The sequence below is a fragment of the Defluviicoccus vanus genome (assembly GCF_014672695.1).
GTDB classification, from domain to species: Bacteria; Pseudomonadota; Alphaproteobacteria; order Rhodospirillales; family Defluviicoccaceae; genus Defluviicoccus; species Defluviicoccus vanus.
Window position 1 is genome coordinate 1,272,224 of sequence record NZ_CP053923.1, and the last position, 20,912, is coordinate 1,293,135.

General features: G+C 65.7%; 13 protein-coding genes, 3 pseudogenes and 2 CRISPR repeat arrays. Of the genes and pseudogenes, 8 read left to right on the top strand and 8 right to left on the bottom strand.

The window, feature by feature from the left end:
• The first annotated feature begins 79 nt into the window (after positions 1–79).
• From HQ394_RS05760 to HQ394_RS05770, 3 genes are all read left to right on the top strand, one after another.
• Positions 80–1,306, top strand: a complete 1,227-nt coding sequence (locus HQ394_RS05760) for an LptF/LptG family permease (RefSeq protein ID WP_190262476.1) — start codon at positions 80–82, stop codon at positions 1,304–1,306.
• Positions 1,303–2,376: an LptF/LptG family permease gene (locus tag HQ394_RS05765; RefSeq protein ID WP_190262477.1), complete on the top strand. Its 1,074-nt coding sequence runs from the start codon at positions 1,303–1,305 to the stop codon at positions 2,374–2,376. The genes HQ394_RS05760 and HQ394_RS05765 overlap by 4 nt, the downstream gene beginning before the upstream one ends.
• Positions 2,377–2,474: 98 nt before the next feature.
• Positions 2,475–3,392: a sulfotransferase family protein gene (locus tag HQ394_RS05770; RefSeq protein WP_190262478.1), complete on the top strand. Its 918-nt coding sequence runs from the start codon at positions 2,475–2,477 to the stop codon at positions 3,390–3,392.
• A gap of 39 nt (positions 3,393–3,431) precedes the next feature.
• Here the strand turns inward: HQ394_RS05770 and ychF are convergent, their stop codons facing one another.
• The 4 genes and pseudogenes from ychF to HQ394_RS05785 all read right to left on the bottom strand — a co-directional run bounded on the left by ychF (position 3,432) and on the right by HQ394_RS05785 (position 6,850).
• Positions 3,432–4,529, bottom strand: a complete 1,098-nt coding sequence (gene ychF, locus HQ394_RS19610; RefSeq protein ID WP_223292040.1) for a redox-regulated ATPase YchF — start codon at positions 4,527–4,529, stop codon at positions 3,432–3,434.
• A gap of 87 nt (positions 4,530–4,616) precedes the next feature.
• A pseudogene (gene pth / locus HQ394_RS19615) lies at positions 4,617–5,165 on the bottom strand (aminoacyl-tRNA hydrolase); the annotation flags it as partial.
• A 52-nt stretch (positions 5,166–5,217) separates the two neighbouring features.
• Complete coding sequence (locus HQ394_RS05780; protein WP_190262480.1) at positions 5,218–5,844, bottom strand: 50S ribosomal protein L25/general stress protein Ctc; 627 nt, start codon at positions 5,842–5,844, stop codon at positions 5,218–5,220.
• Positions 5,845–5,917: 73 nt separating this feature from the next.
• Positions 5,918–6,850, bottom strand: a complete 933-nt coding sequence (locus HQ394_RS05785) for a ribose-phosphate pyrophosphokinase (RefSeq protein WP_190262481.1) — start codon at positions 6,848–6,850, stop codon at positions 5,918–5,920.
• 806 nt (positions 6,851–7,656) lie between these two features.
• Between HQ394_RS05785 and HQ394_RS05790 the strand changes: the two genes are divergently transcribed.
• Together HQ394_RS05790 and HQ394_RS05795 are read left to right on the top strand one after the other, a co-directional pair.
• Positions 7,657–7,917 carry a hypothetical protein gene (locus tag HQ394_RS05790; protein WP_223291885.1) on the top strand — a complete coding sequence of 87 codons (261 nt, stop codon included), beginning with the start codon at positions 7,657–7,659 and terminating at the stop codon, positions 7,915–7,917.
• Between the two features lie 658 nt (positions 7,918–8,575).
• Positions 8,576–9,073 (top strand): glycosyltransferase, encoded by a 498-nt coding sequence (locus tag HQ394_RS05795; RefSeq protein WP_190262483.1) that lies wholly within the window; start codon positions 8,576–8,578, stop codon positions 9,071–9,073.
• A 271-nt stretch (positions 9,074–9,344) separates the two neighbouring features.
• Here HQ394_RS05795 and HQ394_RS05800 read toward each other — a convergent pair.
• Positions 9,345–9,517: pseudogene (locus HQ394_RS05800) on the bottom strand (ATP-binding protein); the annotation flags it as partial.
• A 368-nt stretch (positions 9,518–9,885) separates the two neighbouring features.
• Positions 9,886–10,947: direct repeats of the CRISPR family, unit length 36 nt; unit sequence ACTTCCGCGGCAGTAATGCCGCGGCCTCATTGAAGC.
• 119 nt (positions 10,948–11,066) lie between these two features.
• Between HQ394_RS05800 and tnpA the strand changes: the two are divergent.
• From tnpA to tnpC, 3 genes are all read left to right on the top strand, one after another.
• Positions 11,067–11,450, top strand: a complete 384-nt coding sequence (tnpA, locus tag HQ394_RS05805; protein ID WP_190260387.1) for an IS66-like element accessory protein TnpA — start codon at positions 11,067–11,069, stop codon at positions 11,448–11,450.
• 81 nt (positions 11,451–11,531) lie between these two features.
• Positions 11,532–11,801: an IS66 family insertion sequence element accessory protein TnpB gene (gene tnpB / locus HQ394_RS05810; protein ID WP_263053788.1), complete on the top strand. Its 270-nt coding sequence runs from the start codon at positions 11,532–11,534 to the stop codon at positions 11,799–11,801.
• A gap of 72 nt (positions 11,802–11,873) precedes the next feature.
• Positions 11,874–13,484 (top strand): IS66 family transposase, encoded by a 1,611-nt coding sequence (gene tnpC / locus HQ394_RS05815; protein WP_190260388.1) that lies wholly within the window; start codon positions 11,874–11,876, stop codon positions 13,482–13,484.
• A gap of 98 nt (positions 13,485–13,582) precedes the next feature.
• Positions 13,583–14,514: direct repeats of the CRISPR family, unit length 36 nt; unit sequence ACTTCCGCGGCAGTAATGCCGCGGCCTCATTGAAGC.
• Positions 14,515–14,675: 161 nt separating this feature from the next.
• Here tnpC and HQ394_RS05820 read toward each other — a convergent pair.
• The 3 genes and pseudogenes from HQ394_RS05820 to HQ394_RS05830 all read right to left on the bottom strand — a co-directional run bounded on the left by HQ394_RS05820 (position 14,676) and on the right by HQ394_RS05830 (position 20,335).
• Positions 14,676–15,625, bottom strand: a pseudogene (locus HQ394_RS05820) (IS630 family transposase).
• A gap of 351 nt (positions 15,626–15,976) precedes the next feature.
• The gene (locus HQ394_RS05825; protein ID WP_456151488.1) at positions 15,977–18,955 is read right to left on the bottom strand and encodes a DEAD/DEAH box helicase; all 2,979 of its coding nucleotides are present in this window, start codon (positions 18,953–18,955) and stop codon (positions 15,977–15,979) included.
• A gap of 3 nt (positions 18,956–18,958) precedes the next feature.
• Positions 18,959–20,335, bottom strand: a complete 1,377-nt coding sequence (locus tag HQ394_RS05830; protein WP_190262485.1) for an EH signature domain-containing protein — start codon at positions 20,333–20,335, stop codon at positions 18,959–18,961.
• Between the last annotated feature and the right edge of the window lie 577 nt (positions 20,336–20,912).

A 20,912-nucleotide genomic window follows, 5' to 3' on the forward strand; every position in this document is an offset into this window, starting at 1 on the left:
GGCAGCGTGCAGCGGCCATACGCTGCGCCCAGCGGATCGGGGCTCGGCTCGCCAGGGGGAGGACAAAGCAACGCTCTCGATGAACACGCTCGATTTTTATGTGGTACGGCGAATCATCAAGCCGCTGGCTATCGCCCTTTTCGTCGCCGTGCTGGTGCTGTTGCTGGAACGGCTGCTCCGCCTGCTGGATATCATCCTCGGCTCGGAGGGGCCGGTCGGCATCTTTTTTCAGATCATGGCCTACCTGGCGCCGGAGTACGCCGGGCTTGCCTTGCCGATGAGCTTACTGCTGGGGGTGATGCTCGGGTTCAATCAGCTGAGCCGTGATGGCGAGGTGGATGCACTGCAGGCAAGCGGCGTCGGCGTCCGCCGGCAGGCGCGCCCTGCCATTCTGGTTGGCCTAGTGATCACCGTCGCCGCCGGGATCATCGTTGGCTATCTGAAACCATTTTCCCGCTATGCCTATCAGTCGGTCGTCTATGCCGCTACCGAAACGGCGCTGAACGTGCTGCTGCGGCCACACGTGTTTGCCGAGATTGGCGCGATGACCGTCTTCATCGATGGCATTCGCCCCGAAACCGGCACGTTTACCGACGTTTTCCTTTACGAGCGGCACAACAGTGGCGACTCGGTGGTGATCACCGCCCGCGACGGCGACCTGACGCGAGCGCAGGAGGATGGCACGCCCATGCTCCGCCTGTTCGACGGCATTCGCGTCGCCGTCGGCGCCAAGAGCAGCCAACCGGCGGCCAATGGCAATACGGGCGAAACGACAGTGGGCGTTCTTCACTTCAACGAACTGCGCACCGCAATGACGGGCGAAAACGCCGGTCTGTTCCGACCGCGCGGCGGCGACCGCCGCGAATACACCCTCGATGAGTTGTGGACGCTGCGCATGGCGCCGCCGGAGGGAGTGCGCCTCAACGATCTGATTTCGGAGCTAAACCATCGACTGGTACAGATGGCGTCGATTCCCTTTATCCCCCTGCTTGCTGTGGCGCTTGGTCTTGCCGGCGGCCGACGAACCGACCGGATCTACGGCATCGCGGCAGGATTGCTGATCATCATCGCCTATAATCAGATCCTGGATTTGGGCAAGAACCTGGTGCAGGGCGGCGACGTCGGCCCCTTCATCGCCCTCTGGCTGCCCATGCTGCTCTTTGCCGCCGTTTCGCTATGGTCCTTCCATCGGGTCGCCGAGCGGGTGCCACGGCAGTTGGTGCCAATCCTGCTGAGCGCGGTAAGTGAGCGTCTCAGTTGGCTGCGAAAGCGGCAGGCCGCAGACACGGATACGCCGGCCGCATGATGACCATCCTCGCCCGCTATATGAGCCGCAAGCTGTTTGCGCACACGCTGCTGGTGCTGGCCTCCCTGGTGGCGCTGTCGCTCACCTTCGAGCTCATGGAGCGCACCGACAACGTGCTGGCGCTCAGCGACGGCAATGCGTTCGCCGTGGTCGCCTACGCCGTCCTGCGCACCCCTGAGTTCATCGCCAAGCAGTTGCCGATGTCGGTGCTGGTGGGGGCGCTGATTACCTTTGGCATGCTGCGCCGCTACGACGAACTGATCGCCATGTGGGGCAGTGGTGTTTCTGCGCTCGACATGATGAAGGCGCTACTGCCGATTGCCCTGGTGCTGGGCGCCATCCAGTTCGGCCTCGACGACTTTGCCGTCCCCCAATCCGAGGCATTCCTGCGCGACCGGGGGCTAGGTGAAGTCGGCCGCAAGGACTTGGTTGCAAAGGAGTTGAGCGCCACTTGGCTGCGGAGTGGGCAGGACGTCGTCCGCATTCCCAAAGCCGCGGCGCAGCATGGCGAGTTGCAGGATATCATCGTCTTCCGGCGCGATGCCTCCGGGTCGCTGATTGAGCGGCTGGACGCGACAAACGCCACTCCCGTGCCGGAAGGCTGGATGCTGCAGGACGTCACCAGTCGGACGGTTACGCCGTCAAAGCTAACCACTCACAAGACACTACTTTGGCAAGGCCATATCGATATCGATCAGTTGCCGCTGCTAGCAGGAAGCCAGCAGGAGTTGTCGCTGCGGGAGATGGCGTTCCTAATCGATAATGACGGCTTCGGCCAGCGGCCGGCCGATCTCTATCGCACCTGGCGCCAGCACCGGTTTGCCTCAACAATGGTCCCCATGCTGGTGATTTGCCTCGTCATCACCCTCGCCCAGCGCTTCCATCGCACCGGTGATTTCGGCTATCTCATGCTGACGGGCATGGGCTACGGCTTCGCGTTTTTCGTCGTTGACGGTGCGTCGCTCGCGATGGGTGAAGCCGCCCTGCTGCCGCCATGGTTCGCCGCCTGGTGCGCCGAATTCGTACTCAGCTGCCTCATCGCTGCCTTTATCCTTAAGGCCGAAGGCTAAGGCGCAGCGTGGTTGCGAGGAGACCAATCTCGTTCTAGCTTTGGGACGAGGTCGACGCTTTTTCCTTTCCCGGCTGCATACTATCGGATCCAGTTCCAATGTTTGCCAATCGCTCCAGCTTCTTCATCGTCGGCGCCCCGCGCTGTGGGACGACCGCACTCAGCAAGATTCTCTCCCGCCACCCGCAGGTNCTCTTCTCCCGGCCGAAGGAGACGCATCTCTTCGTCCAGGATTTGGCGGCGATGGATGAACAGTTCTGGATGAAGCAGTTCATCGAACCCTTCTTCCCGCATTTGTCGGATCAGCATCTGACTTTTGGCGAAGGTTCGGTCTCCTCGCTCTACTCACCGGCAGCGCTGGAACACATCCTCGCCTTCGATCCCGAGGCACGCATTATCATTCACGTCCGCAATCCGGTGGACATGGTCTACTCCTACCATGGCCGGCTGGTGTTTCTCCTCGACGAGGACCAGCGCGACTTCTCCCGCGCCTGGGCGCTGCAGGAAGAACGCCGGGCGGGGCGATCGCTACCGAAGCGCTGCCGCGATCCGCGCCTGCTTCTCTACGGCGATGTGGGCAAACTTGCAGCACACGTGGAGCGAATCTTTGCCCGGGTCGGGCGTGAGCGCTGCTATGTGGTGGTGTTCGACGATTTCAGCCGCAGCCCCGAGAAACTCTACCGCGACGTCTGCCAGTTCCTCGGCCTTGGGCAGGATGAAGAGAATCACTTCAACCCCAAGAACGCGCACCGCACCTACAGGAATCAATTTCTTCACCAGTTCGCCGTCAACCCACCGCCGCTGCTGATGCGGGTAATCAACGCCGCGAATATTTCACCGCAGCAGTTGCGCCTGCGGACGCGACGGCTGCGCAAGTGGCTGCGAAGCCGCAACACCGTGGAGAACCATCGGCCGACGCTGGATGCGGAACTCCGCCACGAACTCGTCACCTATTTCGCGCCGGAAGTGACACGCCTGGGTGAACTTCTCGGCCGCGACCTCAGCCACTGGCAGTAATGCGGCGTCGCCGCGACTCACCCCTCAGCGGGCAGAAAGTCAGACGTTGAATTTAAACAGCAGAATGTCGCCGTCGGCGACCACGTAGTCGCGCCCCTCCGAGCGCAACCGTCCCGCTTCCCGCGCCCCCACTTCGCCGTGGCAGGCGATGAAATCGTCGTAGGCGATGGTTTCGGCGCGGATGAAGCCGCGCTCAAAATCCGAATGGATGACGCCCGCCGCCTGCGGTGCCTTGGTCCCGCGCCGGATCGTCCACGCCCGCGTCTCCTTCGGCCCGGCGGTGAAATAAGTGATCAGATCGAGGAGGCCGTAGCCGGCCCGGATCACCCGCGAGAGGCCGGTCTCGTGCAGGCCCAGGCCTTCGAGATAGGCGAGACGGTCCGCCTCGGGAAGTTCGACCACCTCGGCCTCGATCTTGGCGGAAATGGGCACCGCATCAGCGCCGGCCGCCGCTGCCCACTCGGCCACCCGTGCCGACCAAGCGTTACCTTCGGCCGCCGCGTCCTCTTCGACGTTGCACACATAGAGTACCGGCTTCGCCGTCAGCAACTGCAGCCCCATCAGGATCTGCCGCTCGTCGTCAGCGAAGGTGATGCTGCGTGCCGGCTCCCNCGCCTGTAAGGCCGTCACCACCCGCTCGACCACCGGCAGTGCCTCCTTGGCCTCCTTGTCAGCGCCACGCGCCTTCTTCGTCAGCGTCGCCGCCCGCCGTTCAAGGCTGTCGAGATCGGCCAGCATCAGTTCGGTTTCGATGATCTCGGCATCACGCAGCGGATCGATGCCACCCGCCACGTGCACCACGTCGGCATCATCGAAGCAGCGCAGCACCTGGATGATGGCGTCCACCTCGCGAATGTGGGCGAGGAACTGGTTGCCGAGCCCCTCGCCCTTGCTGGCGCCAGCGACGAGACCGGCGATGTCGACGAACTCCAGTTGGGTAGGGATGATTTTCGCCGACTTGGCGAGGGTGGCAATCCCATCGAGACGCGGATCAGGCACCGGCACTCGGCCGACGTTGGGCTCGATGGTGCAGAAGGGAAAGTTGGCGGCAGCAGCAGCCGCGCTCGCGGTCAGCGCGTTAAATAAGGTGGACTTGCCGACGTTGGGCAATCCGACGATGCCGCAGTTAAACCCCACCCGTGCGCTNNCTCCTTTTGTATCCTTGGTGTCGTCGGCCGCCGGTTGCGGCCGCACCGACTGCGTCGCCTGCGCCACCTTGCTCATGAACCCGGCCGGGTCGTCAGCCAGCAGCAGCATCATGTTTTCCGCTACCGCCGCCAGCAGCGGATCGAGCCAGAGCCGATCGGAGGCGGCGAAATCCCGCAGCACATGGCCGATCACCCGCGTCTTGTCGCCGGGATGGCCGATGCCGAGGCGGACCCGCCAATAGTCCTGACCGAAGTGAGCATCGATGCTGCGCAGGCCATTGTGCCCGGCGGCCCCACCACCGCGCTTGACCCGGAGCTTGCCGCTGGCGAGGTCGAGTTCGTCATGCAAGACAATGACCCGGGCGCTGTTGAGCTTGAAAAAGCGGGCGGCGATGCCGACCGAGCGGCCGGATTCGTTCATGTAGGTCATCGGCTTCAGCGCCATGACTGCGGTATCGCCGATCCGGCCTTCAAACACCTCGCCGTTGAATCGCGCCCGACCCGAGCTGAGCCGGTGCCGGGCAACGATGGTATCGATTGCCATGAAGCCGATGTTGTGGCGATGGCCGGCGTACTCGGCACCAGGGTTGCCGAGCCCGACCAGGAGCCATTGCGGCGAAGCCATGGCTGTCCTCCGCGGCGAAGGCGGACGACGCGGCGTCTACAACCGCCAGCGATCAGCCGGCGGCGCCGGCTCCCTCGTCGCCTTCGGCCGCAGTCGGCTGACCCGCGCCTTCGACGGTTGGCGGCGCCAGGGTTACGACGGTGGCCTCGATGTCAGGGTCGGTCAGTTCGACGCCGGCTGGCAGGGCGATGGCACCCAGATGGATCGCGTCGCCAATCTCGAGGCCGCTAAGATCGACGGTCAACTGCTCCGGGATCGCGTCCGGCGTACACTCAACCTCGATCGTCCGCATCACCACGTTGAGAACACCGCCGCGCTTCAGCCCCGGCGCCTTGTCCTCATTGATGAACACCACCTCCACCTCGACGGTGATCGCCGTGGTGGCCGAGATGCGCATGAAGTCCACGTGCAACGCCCGGCCGCTCAGCGGATGGTTCTGCACCTCGCGCGGGATCACCCGCTCCTTGCGGCCCTCGATATCGATATCGAACACATGGTTCAGAAAGCCATGGCGGCGGACCTGCTTCGCCAGCTCGGCGCTGTCGAGGCTGATCATTAGCGTGTCCAGCTTGCTGCCGTAGATCACCGCCGGCGTCCGCCCGTTACGGCGGGTTTCGCGAGCGCCGCCGGTTCCGGCGCGGCTGCGCACCTCGGCGTTCAGGGTCGTCGTCTCGGTCATCACTCAACTCCTCAAATGGGGCAATCAGGCGCGCCGGCCACCGCCCCGCCTCTGTCGTAAATGAATCAGGTTTTTAGTCGAACAGGCTCGAAACCGAAGCCTCATCACTGATCCGCCGCATGGCTTCCGCCATCAGCGGCGCAATCGACACCTGCTCGACATTATGCGCCACCCGCACCGCCTCTGTCGCCGGGATGCTGTCGGTGATCACCAGACGCTGCAACGGCGACGCCGACAGCCGGGCGACCGCGCCGCCTGAAAGAACGCCGTGCGTCGCATAGGCAGATACCGAGGCGGCCCCCGCCTCCATCAGCGCCACCGACGCATTGCAGATGGTGCCTGCCGAATCGACGATATCGTCGATCAGGATGCAATGGCGATCGGCCACCTCACCGATGACGTGCATGACCTCGGACACGCCGGCGCTCTCGCGCCGCTTGTCGACGATGGCCAAGTCACTGCCGAACCGCTTGGCAATCAGCCGCGCCCGGAAGACGCCGCCGATATCGGGCGAAACGATCATCATCTCGTCGGCGTGGAACCGCTGTTCCATATCCTTGATGAACACCGGCGCCGCATACAGATTGTCGAGCGGAATATCGAAGAAGCCCTGGATCTGACCGGCATGCAAATCCACCGTGAGTACCCGGTCGGCACCGGCGACGGTGATCAGGTTGGCCACCAGCTTGGCGGAGATGGGCGTCCGCGGGCCCGACTTTCGATCCTGTCGCCCGTAGCCATAATAGGGAATGACGGCGGTAATCCGCTGCGCCGAGCCGCGACGCAGCGCGTCCAGCGTGACCAGCAGTTCCATCAGGTTGTCGTTAGCCGGATAGCAGGTGGACTGAATGACGAAGACGTCCTCGCCGCGGACGTTTTCGTGAATCTCGACGAACACTTCCATATCGGAGAAGCGTCGGATGCTTGCCCTTGCCAAGGGCAGATTGAGGTACGCAGACAGGGCGTCGGCGAGTGCCCGATTGCTGTTACACGCAACGATTTTCATGAAATAACGCCATCTCGCCGACGGCTCGACGCTACCCACCCCGCCCGGGACCGCCGACCGCTTCCGATTGCAATTTCCGTTAAGCCAAAGCGCGCGCACCATAACAGCCCGCTTGCGCTCCTGTAAACGGACTAAGAAGGCCTCCGCTTACAGAGTGACCCAAGTGCGTCGGCAAGCAACGGCGGGTGGCGTTGCGGCTACATCAGGGCACAGGTCGCAACCAGGGCGACCGCACAGGCCACCAATAGCAAGATCAGATAGGGCATCGTCCACCTCGCATGCGCACCGTTCGCCGCTGTGCCATCCCGCGGCACCGTCCCGGCATCAGTCTGGCGCCAGTCCGGAGCCCAGCCGTCACCACCGCCGGTCGTACTTCGGTCGGCAACGCAAAGGTCCCGCAACCATAAGCCATTCTGCCGCCTGCGGGTAGATATGGCGCGCCAACATCTCCTTGGAACTCGCTTTTCGTATGGACGTTGAGCCTTTGTGGTCTGGTCACACGTCGGTAATATAGCCTTTCGAGTGACGGATAGCCTATCGTCAGGAGTTTTGTCGTGGGACACTTCAGGGTTGCATCTTTGCTGCACGGGTGGCGGCATGGTGATCCCGACAGGGAACCATCCGCCGTGCCGCCACCGGCAATGATGCGCCCGCGCCCGCCGGGACGTCTCGATCCCTCGCGAGACCCCCGGCGGGTCTCGTCTTCAAATGATAGCGCCGTCCGGGCAAGCAGTCGTTTCGACCCCTGGCGCGCCGACCCCGCCGCGGAGGCAACGAGCCTACAGCCTGCAGCCAGAGGAGAGCCGATGTATTTGCCTCGCTTCGTCCCGCTGTCACCGCCTTACATGGCCACATGGCGCGGCAGGTCCGGCAAGGCCTACGAATTTGGCGTCGTCGATCGCGGCTACAGCCTGCGTGACGCGCCGACGGTGGCGCTGCTGGTCGAACACCAACCGGACGGCACGACCGTGCCTCTATGGGTCGGCCGCAATTCCTGCGATCCGATCGCCGGCTGCAGTTTCGCGCCGCCAGCGGGGAATGGCCGGACCGGACGCGGGGACGGCTGATGCTGCACGTCCGCTTCGAAGCGCTATGGGAAAGCGCGCAACAGGCGGAGATCGATGACCTGATCGCCGCTCTCGATCCGCCGCTCAACGCCGTCGTTGCCGCTTCGGCAGCGCCACTGGCCACGGTAGCGCTCGATATGCCGACGACCGACATCCTGGCACCGGCCGCCCCATTCCCCACTGCCGACGTGGTCCCTGCTGCGCCGGAGGTGAGCGTCGAAGCAGCGGCAGCCACCGCCGCGCCGTCGCTACCGGTGCCGCCGGAGCCGTCGCTAACGGTGCCGGTGCTGGTCGCAAGCGAAGAGCCCTTCATTCCGGAGCCGCCGTTCGCTGCGGATCCGCCGGTGGTTGCCGTGCCAAAGGCAGTGGCGCGCCCCTCACCACTCGCCCGGCTACGCGCCACCATCGAATGGATGCTGGGCGGATTGCGCCGGCGGCAGCCGGTGGATGCCGCCGGCGAGGGCGAACGCACCGCACCGCCGCAAGCCGCCGAATCTGCGCCGATGCCGACGGACACCGACTCAACCGCATCGCTGATGTCGTTGAATCCCGCGATCACTGAGGAGGCACGCCCTGTAGCGCTGGCAGAAGCAGCCGTGGTGCCTCCCCCGCCTTATCCCCCACGCCCTCACCTGCACCGCTCCCCAGCACACCGACGATGCGGGTGGTATCGCGGGAGCCAGCGGCTAGCATGGAAGCAGCGGCGGTGTGCGAGGTGTCGGTGGCCAGCGATCGACCGGTCACCGTGCTGTTCGCTGGCGAGATGGCACAGGCCGCCGGGGTGGACATTCTCGTCGATGCGGCGGCCATCGTCGTCGCCGACTCAACCGAGGTACGCTTCTTGTTTGTCGGCGACGGGCCGCTGAAGACGGAGATGATGGCCCGCACCAACAGTGCCGGCTTCGCACCGCGCTGCCGCTTTCTCGGTCACCTCGACAGCGACGCATTCGCCGCCGTGCTCAACGACAGTGATATCCTTGTGGTGCCAGGCCGGGTCGCGCAGGACCACAGCGTTGCCCGAAGCGCGCTCGCAGCCGGTCGCTGGGTGCTGACGACGCATCAAGCCAGCATCGACGGCGTCGAGCACGGCCGCAATGGATTGGTAACATACGATAATCCAGGCTCGCTGGTCTGGGGCCTGCGCGACCTGATATAGGTCGCATCGTCCAGCATCGGCTGAGCAACGCCGGGCGCCGCGCCGCCTGACCATCCCACCCGCCGCCGCCCTGGCCGGCATTCAGGCGATGCTGAGGATGTGCGCGTGTTCGACTGCGCCAACATGCCAGCATCGGCGCACTGAATCATGCGGCGTGAGGATTCTCTACAAACGGGGAGGACCCGCGCACTGAGCAGTGGCCTCACGAACGACGGAGCGGCGCGCGCGGGAGATGCCAGTTTGCCCACCTGGGCAAACTGAGACGGATCGATCAGGCGCGGTTCTTGAAGCGCCAGGACTCGTTGCCGGTCTCGATGCTCTCGCCGTGATGGGTGAGACGATCAAGGAGTGTGTGGGCATCTTGGCGTCGCCGAACACGCTAGGCCATTCGCCGAAGGCGAGGTTGGTGATGACGATGATCGCGGTGCGCTCATAAAGTCGGCTGAGCGGACGAGCCGACCTTCGACTTCGAGACCCGCAACCGCCGACCACGTCCTGTTGCGCGACCTGGGCCATGCCGATAAAGTCGAACTGCGGGTGGTCAGCCTCGGCAAGGTGTTCGCCGCGGTAGACCGGCAACCGATCATCGTCTGACGGGTTTGGCGTTTTTTTTGCCGTGCTGCCGCGAGCGCTCTTGTGGCGTCAGAATCCCGGGGAGCGCTCGCAGCCCTCTAAGGCGTTGAAAGATATGCGTTCTTGGACATCGTCAACCGTCAGCAAGGGGGCTCGGACGACGCTTTTGCCCCTTGAAATCGGAAGCGCTCGCAAAGCCACTCCTGGCCCCTGTCAGTTCAACGTGTTACAAGCTGGCCACTTCCGCGGCAGTAATGCCGCGGCCTCATTGAAGCGCCGCCTCACATCGTAATGCCTCTGCAATGACATAGAGACTTCCGCGGCAGTAATGCCGCGGCCTCATTGAAGCGGGTTGACCACGGAGTCTACAACCGAAGGGCGAATTACTTCCGCGGCAGTAATGCCGCGGCCTCATTGAAGCGTCCGGCAGGAAGTCGCGGATCGATTAGCGCATCAAACTTCCGCGGCAGTAATGCCGCGGCCTCATTGAAGCGCAACGATACCGCCGCCATTTCCCTCGGCCAGCCACCCAACTTCCGCGGCAGTAATGCCGCGGCCTCATTGAAGCGTGTAGGTGTTTCCAACCGTGTCCTGCACCCGGATAGACTTCCGCGGCAGTAATGCCGCGGCCTCATTGAAGCCCTATAATGGCGAGTATCTGGTCTCGCCGGAGGTTGTACTTCCGCGGCAGTAATGCCGCGGCCTCATTGAAGCTCCCGCCATCTGTCTCCGATAGGTTCACGCCAGACGAACTTCCGCGGCAGTAATGCCGCGGCCTCATTGAAGCCGAACAGTTGAGGAGCGCAAGCGAATGACTGATCGCTACTTCCGCGGCAGTAATGCCGCGGCCTCATTGAAGCTGTCAACATTAGGCGGTTCCTTCTTCTGCGACTGCGGACTTCCGCGGCAGTAATGCCGCGGCCTCATTGAAGCATACACAGCGGCAGCTTTTGCAGGGTAACGACTTCGGGGACTTCCGCGGCAGTAATGCCGCGGCCTCATTGAAGCATATTCACCGTTACTGTTAAGATAAGAATAAGCCTTAGCTTCCGCGGCAGTAATGCCGCGGCCTCATTGAAGCCTTGCGCTCTTTCGCTGGGGCGCTAAGGCCGCTGGCTACTTCCGCGGCAGTAATGCCGCGGCCTCATTGAAGCAATGATCGATGGCATTGCGAAATCCCAGCCAGTATAACTTCCGCGGCAGTAATGCCGCGGCCTCATTGAAGCCTGCCATCCTAGCGTAGCCCTGCAGGCAGCGTAGGCAGCACTTCCGCGGCAGTAATGCCGCGGCCTCATTGAAGCGCGCTACCAAGAAAACGAACCGTAAGCGGAGCTCTGACCCCACGTTGCGGCCGGTGATTGCTCGCGGATGATGGCGGCTCCCAGGACGGAGGCGCCGCGTGGATCGTTTGCCAAGTAAGGTGCCAATTAATTGGCAAAGCGCCCGTCAGGGCGAGGTACTGCCGTGGGGTGAGCGGCGGCGGCGGTGGAGCTGGGAGGAGAAGGCGCGGATCGTCGCCGAAAGTTTCGCCCCCGACGCCGTGGCGAGCGCGGTCGCCCGCCGGCACGGGCTGCACCGCAACCAGCTGTATGCCTGGCGGAAGGAGTTGCGCCAAGCGGCGGACGCGGCGACGGCGGACGCGGTACCGCTCGACTTCGTGCCGGTAGTGGTGAGCGAGGGGCGTTGTCCAGCCGGCAGTCCGGCGATCGAGATCGAGCTTGCCGGTGCTCGGGTGCGGGTGTCGCCGGGCGCCGATCCGGTGCTCCTGGCGGACGTGCTCCGGACGCTGAAGGCGCTCGGATGATCGTCCCGCCTTCAGGCGTCCGGGTGCTGGTGGCGACGCGGCCGGTCGACTTCCGCTGCGGCGCCGACCGACCTCGCTTCGATCGTGCAGACGGCGCTGGGGCACGACCCCTTCTCCGGGACAATTTACGTCTTCCGTTGCAAACGATCGGACAGGCTGAAACTGCTCGTCTGGGACGGCAGCGGCTTGGTGATGGTGTGGAAACGGCTGGAGGCAGGCGTCTTTCGCTGGCCGCCGGTGACCGGGGGCGTGATGCGGCTGTCGGCGGCGCAGCTGGCGGCGCTGTTGGATGGCCTCGACTGGTCGCGGATGCACGCGCCGCGTCTCGGTCGACCGAAGAAGGCACAATAGGCTGTGCCGGCCTGCCGGGGAAGCCACAAGAACTCTGGTAAGCGTCTGGCATCGTGCTTAGAATCGCCGCTCATGACCGACCTCGACGCGATCCCCGACGATCCTTCCGCGCTGCGCGCCGCGCTGCTGGCGATGCGGGCCGAGCTCGCCGCCGAGCGGGCCCTGCGCCGCGGGCTGGAGGACCGGAACGAGCGGCTGCAGCACTTCATCCGCCAGCTGCAGCGGATGCAGTTCGGAAGGCGGTCGGAGGCGCTCGACCCCGACCAGCTGAACCTGGCGCTTGAAGACCTCGAGCAGGCGGTGGCGGAAGCCGACGCCGAGGCGGAGAAGGCCGATCCGCCGCGACGCGAGGCCCGCGCCCGCGAGCGGCGGCAGAACCGCGGCACCCTGCCCGGACATCTGCCGCGGATCGAGGTGGTGATCGAGCCGCCGACGACCATCTGCCCGTGCTGCTCCGGTGCGATGCACATCATCGGCGAGGACCGCTCCGAACGCCTCGACGTGATCCCGATGCGCTGGCAGGTGATCGTCACCCGCCGGCCGAAGTACGGCTGCCGCGCCTGCGGGAGTGCTGTGGTGCAGGCGCCGGCGCCGCCGCGGCTGATCGAGGGCGGCCTGCCCACCGAACGGCTGGTGGCGCACGTGCTGGTGGCGAAATATGCCGACCATGCGCCGCTCTACCGCCAGGCACAGATGCTCGCCCGGCAGGGTATCGCCCTCGACCGCTCGACGCTGGCCTCCTGGGTCGGCACCGCGGCGGCCGAGTTGAAGCCGCTGTGGCGGCTGCTGCGCGACGATCTGCTCGGCTCGGCGAAGCTGTTCGTCGACGAGACGCCGGCACCGGTGCTCGATCCCGGCCGCGGCCGGACGAAGACCGGCTGGTTCTGGGCGATCGCCCGCGACGACCGGCCGTGGGGCGGCGCCGATCCGCCGGCGGTGGTGTTCACCTACGCACCCGGCCGCGGCCACGCGCACGCGGCCACGCTGCTGAAGGACTTCCGCGGCATCCTGCAGACCGACGCCTATGCCGCCTACAAGGCGGTGGCCGGGGCTGCGGGCGACGAAGCGGCTGCCGGGTCCGCCGACGGCGGCGTCCTCCTCGCCCACTGCTGGGCACACTGCCGCCGGCGATTCTACGAGGTCGCACAGAAGCGGCCGGCGCCGATCGCCCATGAGGCGCTGCGGCGGATCGCCGCGCTGTACGAGATCGAGGCGGAGATTCGCGGCAGGCCCGCCTGCGAACGGCGAGCCGTCCGGCAGGCGCGGACGAAGCCGCTGCTGGACGCGATGCGGCCATGGCTCGAGCAATGCCGGGCGCAGCTGTCGAAGAAGTCGCCGCTGGGCGAGGCGATCGGCTACCCGCTGAACCAGTGGGAGGGGCTGAGCCTCTTCCTCGACGACGGCCGGATCGAGATCGACTCGAACGTCATCGAGCGCTCAATGAGGCCGATTGCTCTCAATCGCAAGAACGCACTCTTCGCCGGCCATGACCTGGGAGCGGAAAACTGGGCGGTGCTGGCGTCATTGATCGAGACCTGCAAGTGGCACGCGGTCAACCCGGAAGCCTGGCTCGCCGACGTGCTCGCCCGCCTCGTCTCCGGCTGGCCGAACCGCCGCCTCGCCGAGCTCACCCCCTGGGCATGGAAGGCCGAGCAGGACGCCCTCCACCGCGCCGCCGCGTGACCCATTCCGCTGCGGCCGAGGTCAAGACCGAGCACTCTGGCAAGCGAAAAGCAGGTGCGGCCGGAGCTTCGCTTACAACGAACCAACGCCACAATGGTACTTCCGCGGCAGTAATGCCGCGGCCTCATTGAAGCTCTTGAGTTGCCAGCCATACGACAAATCCTATGAGAACACTTCCGCGGCAGTAATGCCGCGGCCTCATTGAAGCGCAGGGTAAGCATGTCCTTGTCGGCGCTGACCACCACACTTCCGCGGCAGTAATGCCGCGGCCTCATTGAAGCTGCTATCTGACGATGACTTGGAAAAGGTAGAATACGCCTACTTCCGCGGCAGTAATGCCGCGGCCTCATTGAAGCTCGGCGACTTACCTGCACGGAGCATGGTCTATCTAAGACTTCCGCGGCAGTAATGCCGCGGCCTCATTGAAGCGGCATATTGCCGGTCTCTCCCGGATGTCACACCACTGCGACTTCCGCGGCAGTAATGCCGCGGCCTCATTGAAGCGTCAACTTTACCTTGATCTTCAGGCTGATGGTCGCTTCCGGTACTTCCGCGGCAGTAATGCCGCGGCCTCATTGAAGCCTGGCACCTGGCTCTTTCGGCACCCACCGACGGCGAGGGACTTCCGCGGCAGTAATGCCGCGGCCTCATTGAAGCTGGGTCTACCGATTCAGGTCGCACACAGGGAGATCGGCACTTCCGCGGCAGTAATGCCGCGGCCTCATTGAAGCGGGTCATCAAGCCAGGCCGCAGCGTCATCGTTCATTACTTCCGCGGCAGTAATGCCGCGGCCTCATTGAAGCCCTTCGTCTACCGCCTTTTTCCATGTGTCATAGGTTAACACTTCCGCGGCAGTAATGCCGCGGCCTCATTGAAGCCTATCCTATCCTCCAGCTTGTCAAGGCGCTCGCGGAGGTACTTCCGCGGCAGTAATGCCGCGGCCTCATTGAAGCGGACGACGTCGCCAATAGCTGAAGCTAGCTGCTTGCCTTCCACTTCCGCGGCAGTAATGCCGCGGCCTCATTGAAGCGATACCAGCTACACCACTGCGGGGGACCGTATGTCTGTACTTCCGCGGCAGTAAGCCGCGGCCTCATTGAAGCTCGCCAAAGTCCGAGAGGTACTTAGCGGACAACGGAAGACTTCCGCGGCAGTAATGCCGCGGCCTCATTGAAGCATTAGAGCGGAATCCTACCAGTCTGGATCGTATCCGCAGGCGCTGAAGTAGTTTGCGCACTCGGCTGGGGTGAAGTCGTCGGCGAAGCGGCCGATGGCGGCCCAGAGGGCTTCGACGGTGCGCTCNGGCGGCCTTGCGGAGCAGGGCCTTGAGCTTCGCGAACGCCTTCTCAATGGGGTTGAAGTCGGGGCTGTAGGGCGGCAGGAAGAGGAGGCTGGCGCCCGCGTCCTTGATCAGCGCATCGGTGCGCGGCCCCTTGTGGCTGGACAGGTTGTCCATGATCACGATGTCGCCGGGGCGGAGCTCGGGGACGAGCACCTTCTCGACATAGGCATCGAAGGCGTCGCGGTTGATCGCTCCGGTGAGCACGAAGGGGGCGATCATGCCGCGCATGGTCAGGGCGCCGACGAAGGTCGTGGTCTTCCAGTGGCCATGGGGGAAGCCCATGCGCAGCCGCTCGCCGCGGGGCGCGCGGCCGTAGGTACGGCCCATGTTGGTCTTCGCCCAGGTCTCGTCGATGAACACGAGGCGCTCCGGGGCCAGGTCGATCTGGCCGTCGAACCACGCCTCGCGCTGCTTCAGGATGTCGGGGCGGTCCTGTTCGGTCGCATGGCCGGTCTTTTTTGCGCGTGAGCCCGTGGCGGCGGAAGAACCGCTGCAGCGTGCCGTAGCCGAAACCGTGGCCCCGCTCGGCCAGCGTCGCGCGCAGCTCTTCGGTGGTGACGTCCGGCGTCGCCTCGATCAGCTGCCGGATCAGCGCGCCTTGCGCCTCGACGCGGGCGGAGCGGCGGTCGCCGCCGAGCGGGCCAGGGCGCGGATCACCCTGCGTCCGCTCCAGCGCCCGCCATCGGCTCACGCTGGCGGCGCTGACGCCGAACCGCGCCGCCGCCGCGCGATGGCTCGCGCCTTCCGCCACCGCCTTGAGAACCCGGACGCGAAGATCGAGGGAAAGCGCTGTCGACATGTCCACCGGCCTCCTCCTCCGGCAGACATCTTGAATCAGAACCAGCCCCCAATGGGAATCCCCAACGATTCACTCAGATCGGCCTCCGCTCTAGGGTCAGTTATTCCTTCGTCTTGTGTGCTTACGACTTCCGCGGCAGTAATGCCGCGGCCTCATTGAAGCGATCGCGAACGTCACGCCGGTGCGGCGCGGCCGGCCGGACTTCCGCGGCAGTAATGCCGGGCCTCATTGAAGCTGTCTACGTGCAGGGAGGTAATCCTAGCGATTGGGCTACTTCCGCGGCAGTAATGCCGCGGCCTCATTGAAGAAGGTGCGCGCTGACTGCACGGCGGTGGGATTCCGCTCTCGACGTTACCTGTCTGTCTTGTCGCTGGCAGTCGATCCGCCGACCGTCCCCTCGTACAGCTCCTTCGCATCCAGCGTCGCATCGAGCGGCGGCGCCAGCAGGTCGCGGCTGAGGGTGCGCTTGCGCTCGAGGAGTGCGTGGAGCTTGCAGTCGAAGCTCTGGTCGGCGAACTCGGGGTGCCGCGCCTGCGGGATGTGGACGTGCACCGGCCGCTCCTGGCCGATGCGGTAGACGCGGTCGGTGCACTGGTCCTCGACCGCCGGGTTCCACCACCGCGACAAATGGATGACGTGGTTGGCGGCGGTCAGCGTGAGGCCGACGCCGCCGGCGCGCGGCGACAGGATCATCACGTCGAAGCCGTCCGAAGCCTTCTGAAAGGCGTTGACCCGAGTCTGCCGGTCCGGCCCGCCGACACCGCCGTTGATCAGCATCGGCGGACGTGGGAGGCGGTAGCGGCGCTGCAGTAGGGCGGCGAGATAGCCCTGCATGTCCAGGTCTTCGAGGAAGATGAGGCACTTCTCGCCCGCCGCCTTGATCCGGTCGAGGACCGGGAACATCGCCCGAAAGCGCGCGGACTGATCGACGTAGCCGGGATCGTCTGCGTCCTGCGAGTCGAACGGGTGCAGCGAAATGCCACGCAACCGGTGCAGGGCTTCGAGGATGGTCCCCTTGGCGACCTTCGCCCGGGCGGCGCCGACCGCGTCCCGATAGGCCGCCGCCTGCTCGCGCGGCATCGTCTCGGGGATCACGTGCTCATGCTTGACTGGCAGCCCGCGCAGCTGGTCCGCCTTCAGCCGCCGCAGCATCACCGGCGGCGTCTCCGCCGTTCCCTCGGTCAACCGGCCCTTGAGGGCGGCGAGCTTCGTCCGCTGCGCCGCCGCATCGCGGTCGCCTTCATATTCGTGGCTGAAGCTCTTGAGGTCGAGGAGGAGGCCCGGGGCCGTTGTGTCGATGATGCACCACAGGTCGGCCAAGCGGTTCTCGACCGGCGTACCCGTCATCGTGACGACGAAGTCGCCATTCAGCGCCTTGGCGGCGTTGGTCATCAGCGTGCCCGGCGTCTTGATCCGCTGCACCTCGTCGAAGACGATGGCTGCGTAGGGCACCGCGGCTAAGCTGTGCTGGTAGTCACGCATCGTTTCGTAGGTCGTCAGGATCCAGTCGGCCGAACGCAGCCGGTCGGCATCGAGAAGGGCGCTGCCAAGCGCGAGTTCGTTGCCGCTCTTTTCCGATCTTAACGCGCGCAGCGAGGGGCCATGGCCGCGCACCGGCTGGCCCAGCCCCGGCTCGGCTAGGTGTCGGTCATGCTCCTCCTCCCAGTTCTTCAGGAGGCCGGTCGGCGCGACGACGAGGATCGGCCGGACCGGGACGCCGCCCGCCTGCATGCCCTCGCGCAGCCAGGCCAGGAACGCCAGCGCCTGCAGCGTCTTGCCGAGCCCCATATCGTCGGCAAGGAGAACGCCCGGCATCCCCTCCCGCCATCGCTGCTGCAGCCAGCCGATCCCCTCGACCTGATGCGGCTTCGGCGCGGTGACCAGGGCCGTTGGCGGGCCGTCGGTGATTGGGCTCCGCCGCGCTTTCAGGCTGCGCCGGTAGGTGACGTCCTCGAAGTGGGAGGCGATCTGCAGGACGACGCGTTCCCGCTGCGGCGCATCCTCGCCCGCCGGCGGCTCGGGCTTCGGCCCGGCGTCGCCGCCGGCCGCTGCCGCCGCATCGTCGGGCTTGGCGACGTCTTCGAGCGCCTGCAGCGTCTTTTCGTTTGCCGGGATGTCGACGCCGAGCCAAGCGACGGACGACTCGCCGCGGGCGATCGCCTGCTCCATCGCCTCCCTGATCTGCGCGACCTCGGCGGGAGTGACCGGGATGTTGCGGTCGCCGACGCGCAGCCCGCGGGTCTCCGGCAGCCATGGCTCGGTGGGCCGCTTCACCCACGGCAGCACGCTCGGCTGCCAGAGCCCCACGTCCTCGACGCGCTGGGAATACTCGGCGGTCTCAACAAACAGCGCGTCGATCGCCTCCTCGTCGAACTGGTCGGCGAGGGCCTTCCGGAGAAAGGCACGCGGGTTGCGGGCGAACTGCCGTCGCGTTTCCCGGTCGGCGGCNNCCTGCGCCCGGCGGACCACCGAGAGCGCCCGGCGGACGCCCTCCTCGAGCACGAGGTACCAGCCGGTGCCGAGCGCATACCGCGCCCTGGCGTCGAGGCTCGCCGGAAACCGCTTGTCGGCGAACACCTGCTGCTGCGCCGGCGGCAGGAGGCCTTCGTTCTCGCCTTCCGCCACCTCGCCCGTCTCGTCCGCGTCGGCGACAACCCGGCGCGGACCGAAGAGGAGCGGCGAGAAAGTGAAGCCGTCGGCACCGCTTTCGAGGGCGAGGGAGAAGCGCGTCGCATGCGCGATGCGGGTGCTCCGCAGGTAGCCGTCGAGCTCAACCGACCGCTGCGTCTCGTCGGGGAGGAGCGCCTGGATGCGCCCCCAGACCCGGAACCGCTCGTCCAGGTCCTCGGGCGGCGCCGCGTTGACCGCCTCGATCCCTTCGACGAGGCTGAACAGCGGCTCCGCGAGGCGATGCCTTTGGCCGCTCGTCTCAAGGAACGCCCCCATCCGCCGCAGCCCCGCAACCGGCTGGCCGGTCGCGCGACGCCAAGTGATGCGGAAGCGGAACTGCGGCTGATCGAGGGTCCCGTCGTGGCCGAGGTCAAGAACGAAGGGACACGCTGGCGGCAGCCGCAGGGTGCGTGCCACCCGCTCGTCGAGCTGGGCGACGGCCGCGTGCGGAACGACGACGCCGGCCGCATCACGAACGACGGCCGCTTCGTCGTCGCACCAGGTCAGCAGCCGTCCAACGCCCGGCAGCAACTCCGCCGGCGCCTCCTCCGCCCACCGGTCGGTGGGGATCGCTCTTGCCGCGCCGATGAGCGGCTTTGCATGCAGTTCGAAGCGCACCCCAGTCCGACTTATGTCATGCGCAAGCTGGAGGCGAGCCATCGGTTATTTCGGCCTGAATTTCCAGTCGGACATCCGGATCCCGGTCTGGCGCTCAAGTTCGCCGGCGATCTTTCGCTGCCAGGAGAGCTGGGCGCTGCCTTGGTGCGCCAGTTCGAAGTCAGGCGACCGTTCGATGTCCGAAATCTGATACGCTTTGCGATAGAGAGCGGGCGCCTCGCGGTTTCCTGCATACCACATCCGGCACTTGCCCACGTGGCTTATTTCGGCAACGACGACGTCGCCGGTCATGCGCATCATCAGGACGCAGTGATCGCGTAAGCGCGGTTTGTGCAGACGTCCGTAGCCCGCGAGCTCGCGAAGCTCCCCCCCGGCGATCTGCTCCGCAGCCGGAGCAAACACCACCCACGCCTCGTCAATGGCCTTCTTCTCATAATACGCCATCCAGAAGGCGCGGCGATAGCGCCAGTGGTCCGGCTCGGCGACCTTGTCGACGATCTGGAGAAACTGCTCGAGCGCCGCGCGGGTCAGCCAGCGGCGGATGACGCGCATCGCCTCGTCACCGACGCCCTGCCACTTGAGCGGTTCGATGCGCGGGTCCTTCAGATGGCGCAGCAGGAAGGCGAGGATGCGCTCCTGCAGCGCCTCGGCGGGCGTCGAGACCTGCCAGGGCAGGAGCAGGGTTTCCGCGATTTCTCGACGCAAGTTCGGGAAAGCCAGTTGTCCTTCGATGACGGCCCAGTCGAGCACCCGATTGAGGAGGGGCATCGCGTTAGCACTGCCTGCCTCTAGCCTCACCCGCAGCCGCCGGAGCGCATGCTTGAACGCGGCCGCCTCCATGCCGCCGAACCGGCGGGAGCCGGAGATGCCCGCCTCCCGCAGTAGAGCCTCGATCGGCGTCGTGCTCTCGAGGATGAACGCGGCGAGCGCCACCGGTGCCTGATCCACCTCGAACAGGCGGAACCGCTGTTGGCGCGCTGCCCACTCCCATTCGTGCGCCATGACCGCGTTGTGGAGGACACCGCCGATCTCTCGGACGCTCTTCTTTGCCGCGTCGAACGCGATCAGGAAGGAGAGAACGAGTTTGCGGCAGAGGCTTCGGCTCCCCGCCCGCAACCGTTCGACCAGCGCGCCGAAGAAAACGGCGATGTCGGCGAGCGGCTCGGAACCGTCCCAGATGCCCCAGACGACGTCCCGCCACTCCCTCGCGCTGAGGCCGTCCAGCGTCCCCTGCCGGCAGGCATGGCGAAACCGGGCGACGAGGGCCGCCAGACGCTCGCGGTCAATCGGCTCGCCGCCGTCGGCGAGGCCGGCGGTCGCCTGCACGCACGCCTCGACGCAGCGCGGCACCGCCGGCAGCGGTACCGGCACCGGGCGGGCGAGGCTCTGCAGCGCAAAGTTTAGGTTCCCGAGGAGCGTCATGGACGGGCGCCGATTTGCTGCTGCACCTGCTCGACCTCCTCTTGCGGCGGCGTCGCCATCAGGAAGCGCAGGTCGATCCGCCGGTTGGCGGCGCGCGAGCGCTCATCGACGTTCGCCTCGATCGGGCGGAACTCGGCATAGCCGCTGACGCCGATCAGCTTCTGCCCTTCGTGGCCGCCGCTGCCGTCGTTCTTCAGAGTGCCCAACAGTGGCGCGCTGCCGAGCAATTGCTGGTAGACGGCGATCGCGCGAGCGACCGAGAGGTCCCAGTTGCTGGCCACCCCGTAGCCGATTTGGCGATGAATTGGATNGTCGTCGGTGTGCCCCTCGACGTAGACGGCTTCCAGGCGCCCGTTGATGTCTGCCGGACACGCGGGCGCGGACGACAAGGGAGGTTCGGCGGCGGCGAAACAGGGAAGCACTCCCGACAACGCCCCCGCCAGGTGGTCGAGAGCGATGCGGCCCGCTTCCTCGACGTGGAATTCACCACGCCGGAACAGCAGCCGTTCCGGCAGGCGGAGGATGCCGTTGCGCTCGTCGATGCTGACGTCGACCCCCTGCGCGTCGAGGGTCTTCT

Excerpts from the sequence above, each read along its gene's own strand:
- HQ394_RS05760 (WP_190262476.1), top strand. The coding sequence starts at position 80 with ATGAACACGCTCGATTTTTATGTGGTACGGCGAATCATCAAGCCGCTG.
- HQ394_RS05765 (WP_190262477.1), top strand. The coding sequence starts at position 1,303 with ATGATGACCATCCTCGCCCGCTATATGAGCCGCAAGCTGTTTGCGCAC.
- HQ394_RS05780 (WP_190262480.1), bottom strand. The coding sequence starts at position 5,844 with ATGACCGAGACGACGACCCTGAACGCCGAGGTGCGCAGCCGCGCCGGA.
- HQ394_RS05785 (WP_190262481.1), bottom strand. The coding sequence starts at position 6,850 with ATGAAAATCGTTGCGTGTAACAGCAATCGGGCACTCGCCGACGCCCTG.
- HQ394_RS05790 (WP_223291885.1), top strand. The coding sequence starts at position 7,657 with ATGTATTTGCCTCGCTTCGTCCCGCTGTCACCGCCTTACATGGCCACA.
- HQ394_RS05795 (WP_190262483.1), top strand. The coding sequence starts at position 8,576 with ATGCGGGTGGTATCGCGGGAGCCAGCGGCTAGCATGGAAGCAGCGGCG.
- tnpC (WP_190260388.1), top strand. The coding sequence starts at position 11,874 with ATGACCGACCTCGACGCGATCCCCGACGATCCTTCCGCGCTGCGCGCC.
- HQ394_RS05830 (WP_190262485.1), bottom strand. The coding sequence starts at position 20,335 with ATGACGCTCCTCGGGAACCTAAACTTTGCGCTGCAGAGCCTCGCCCGC.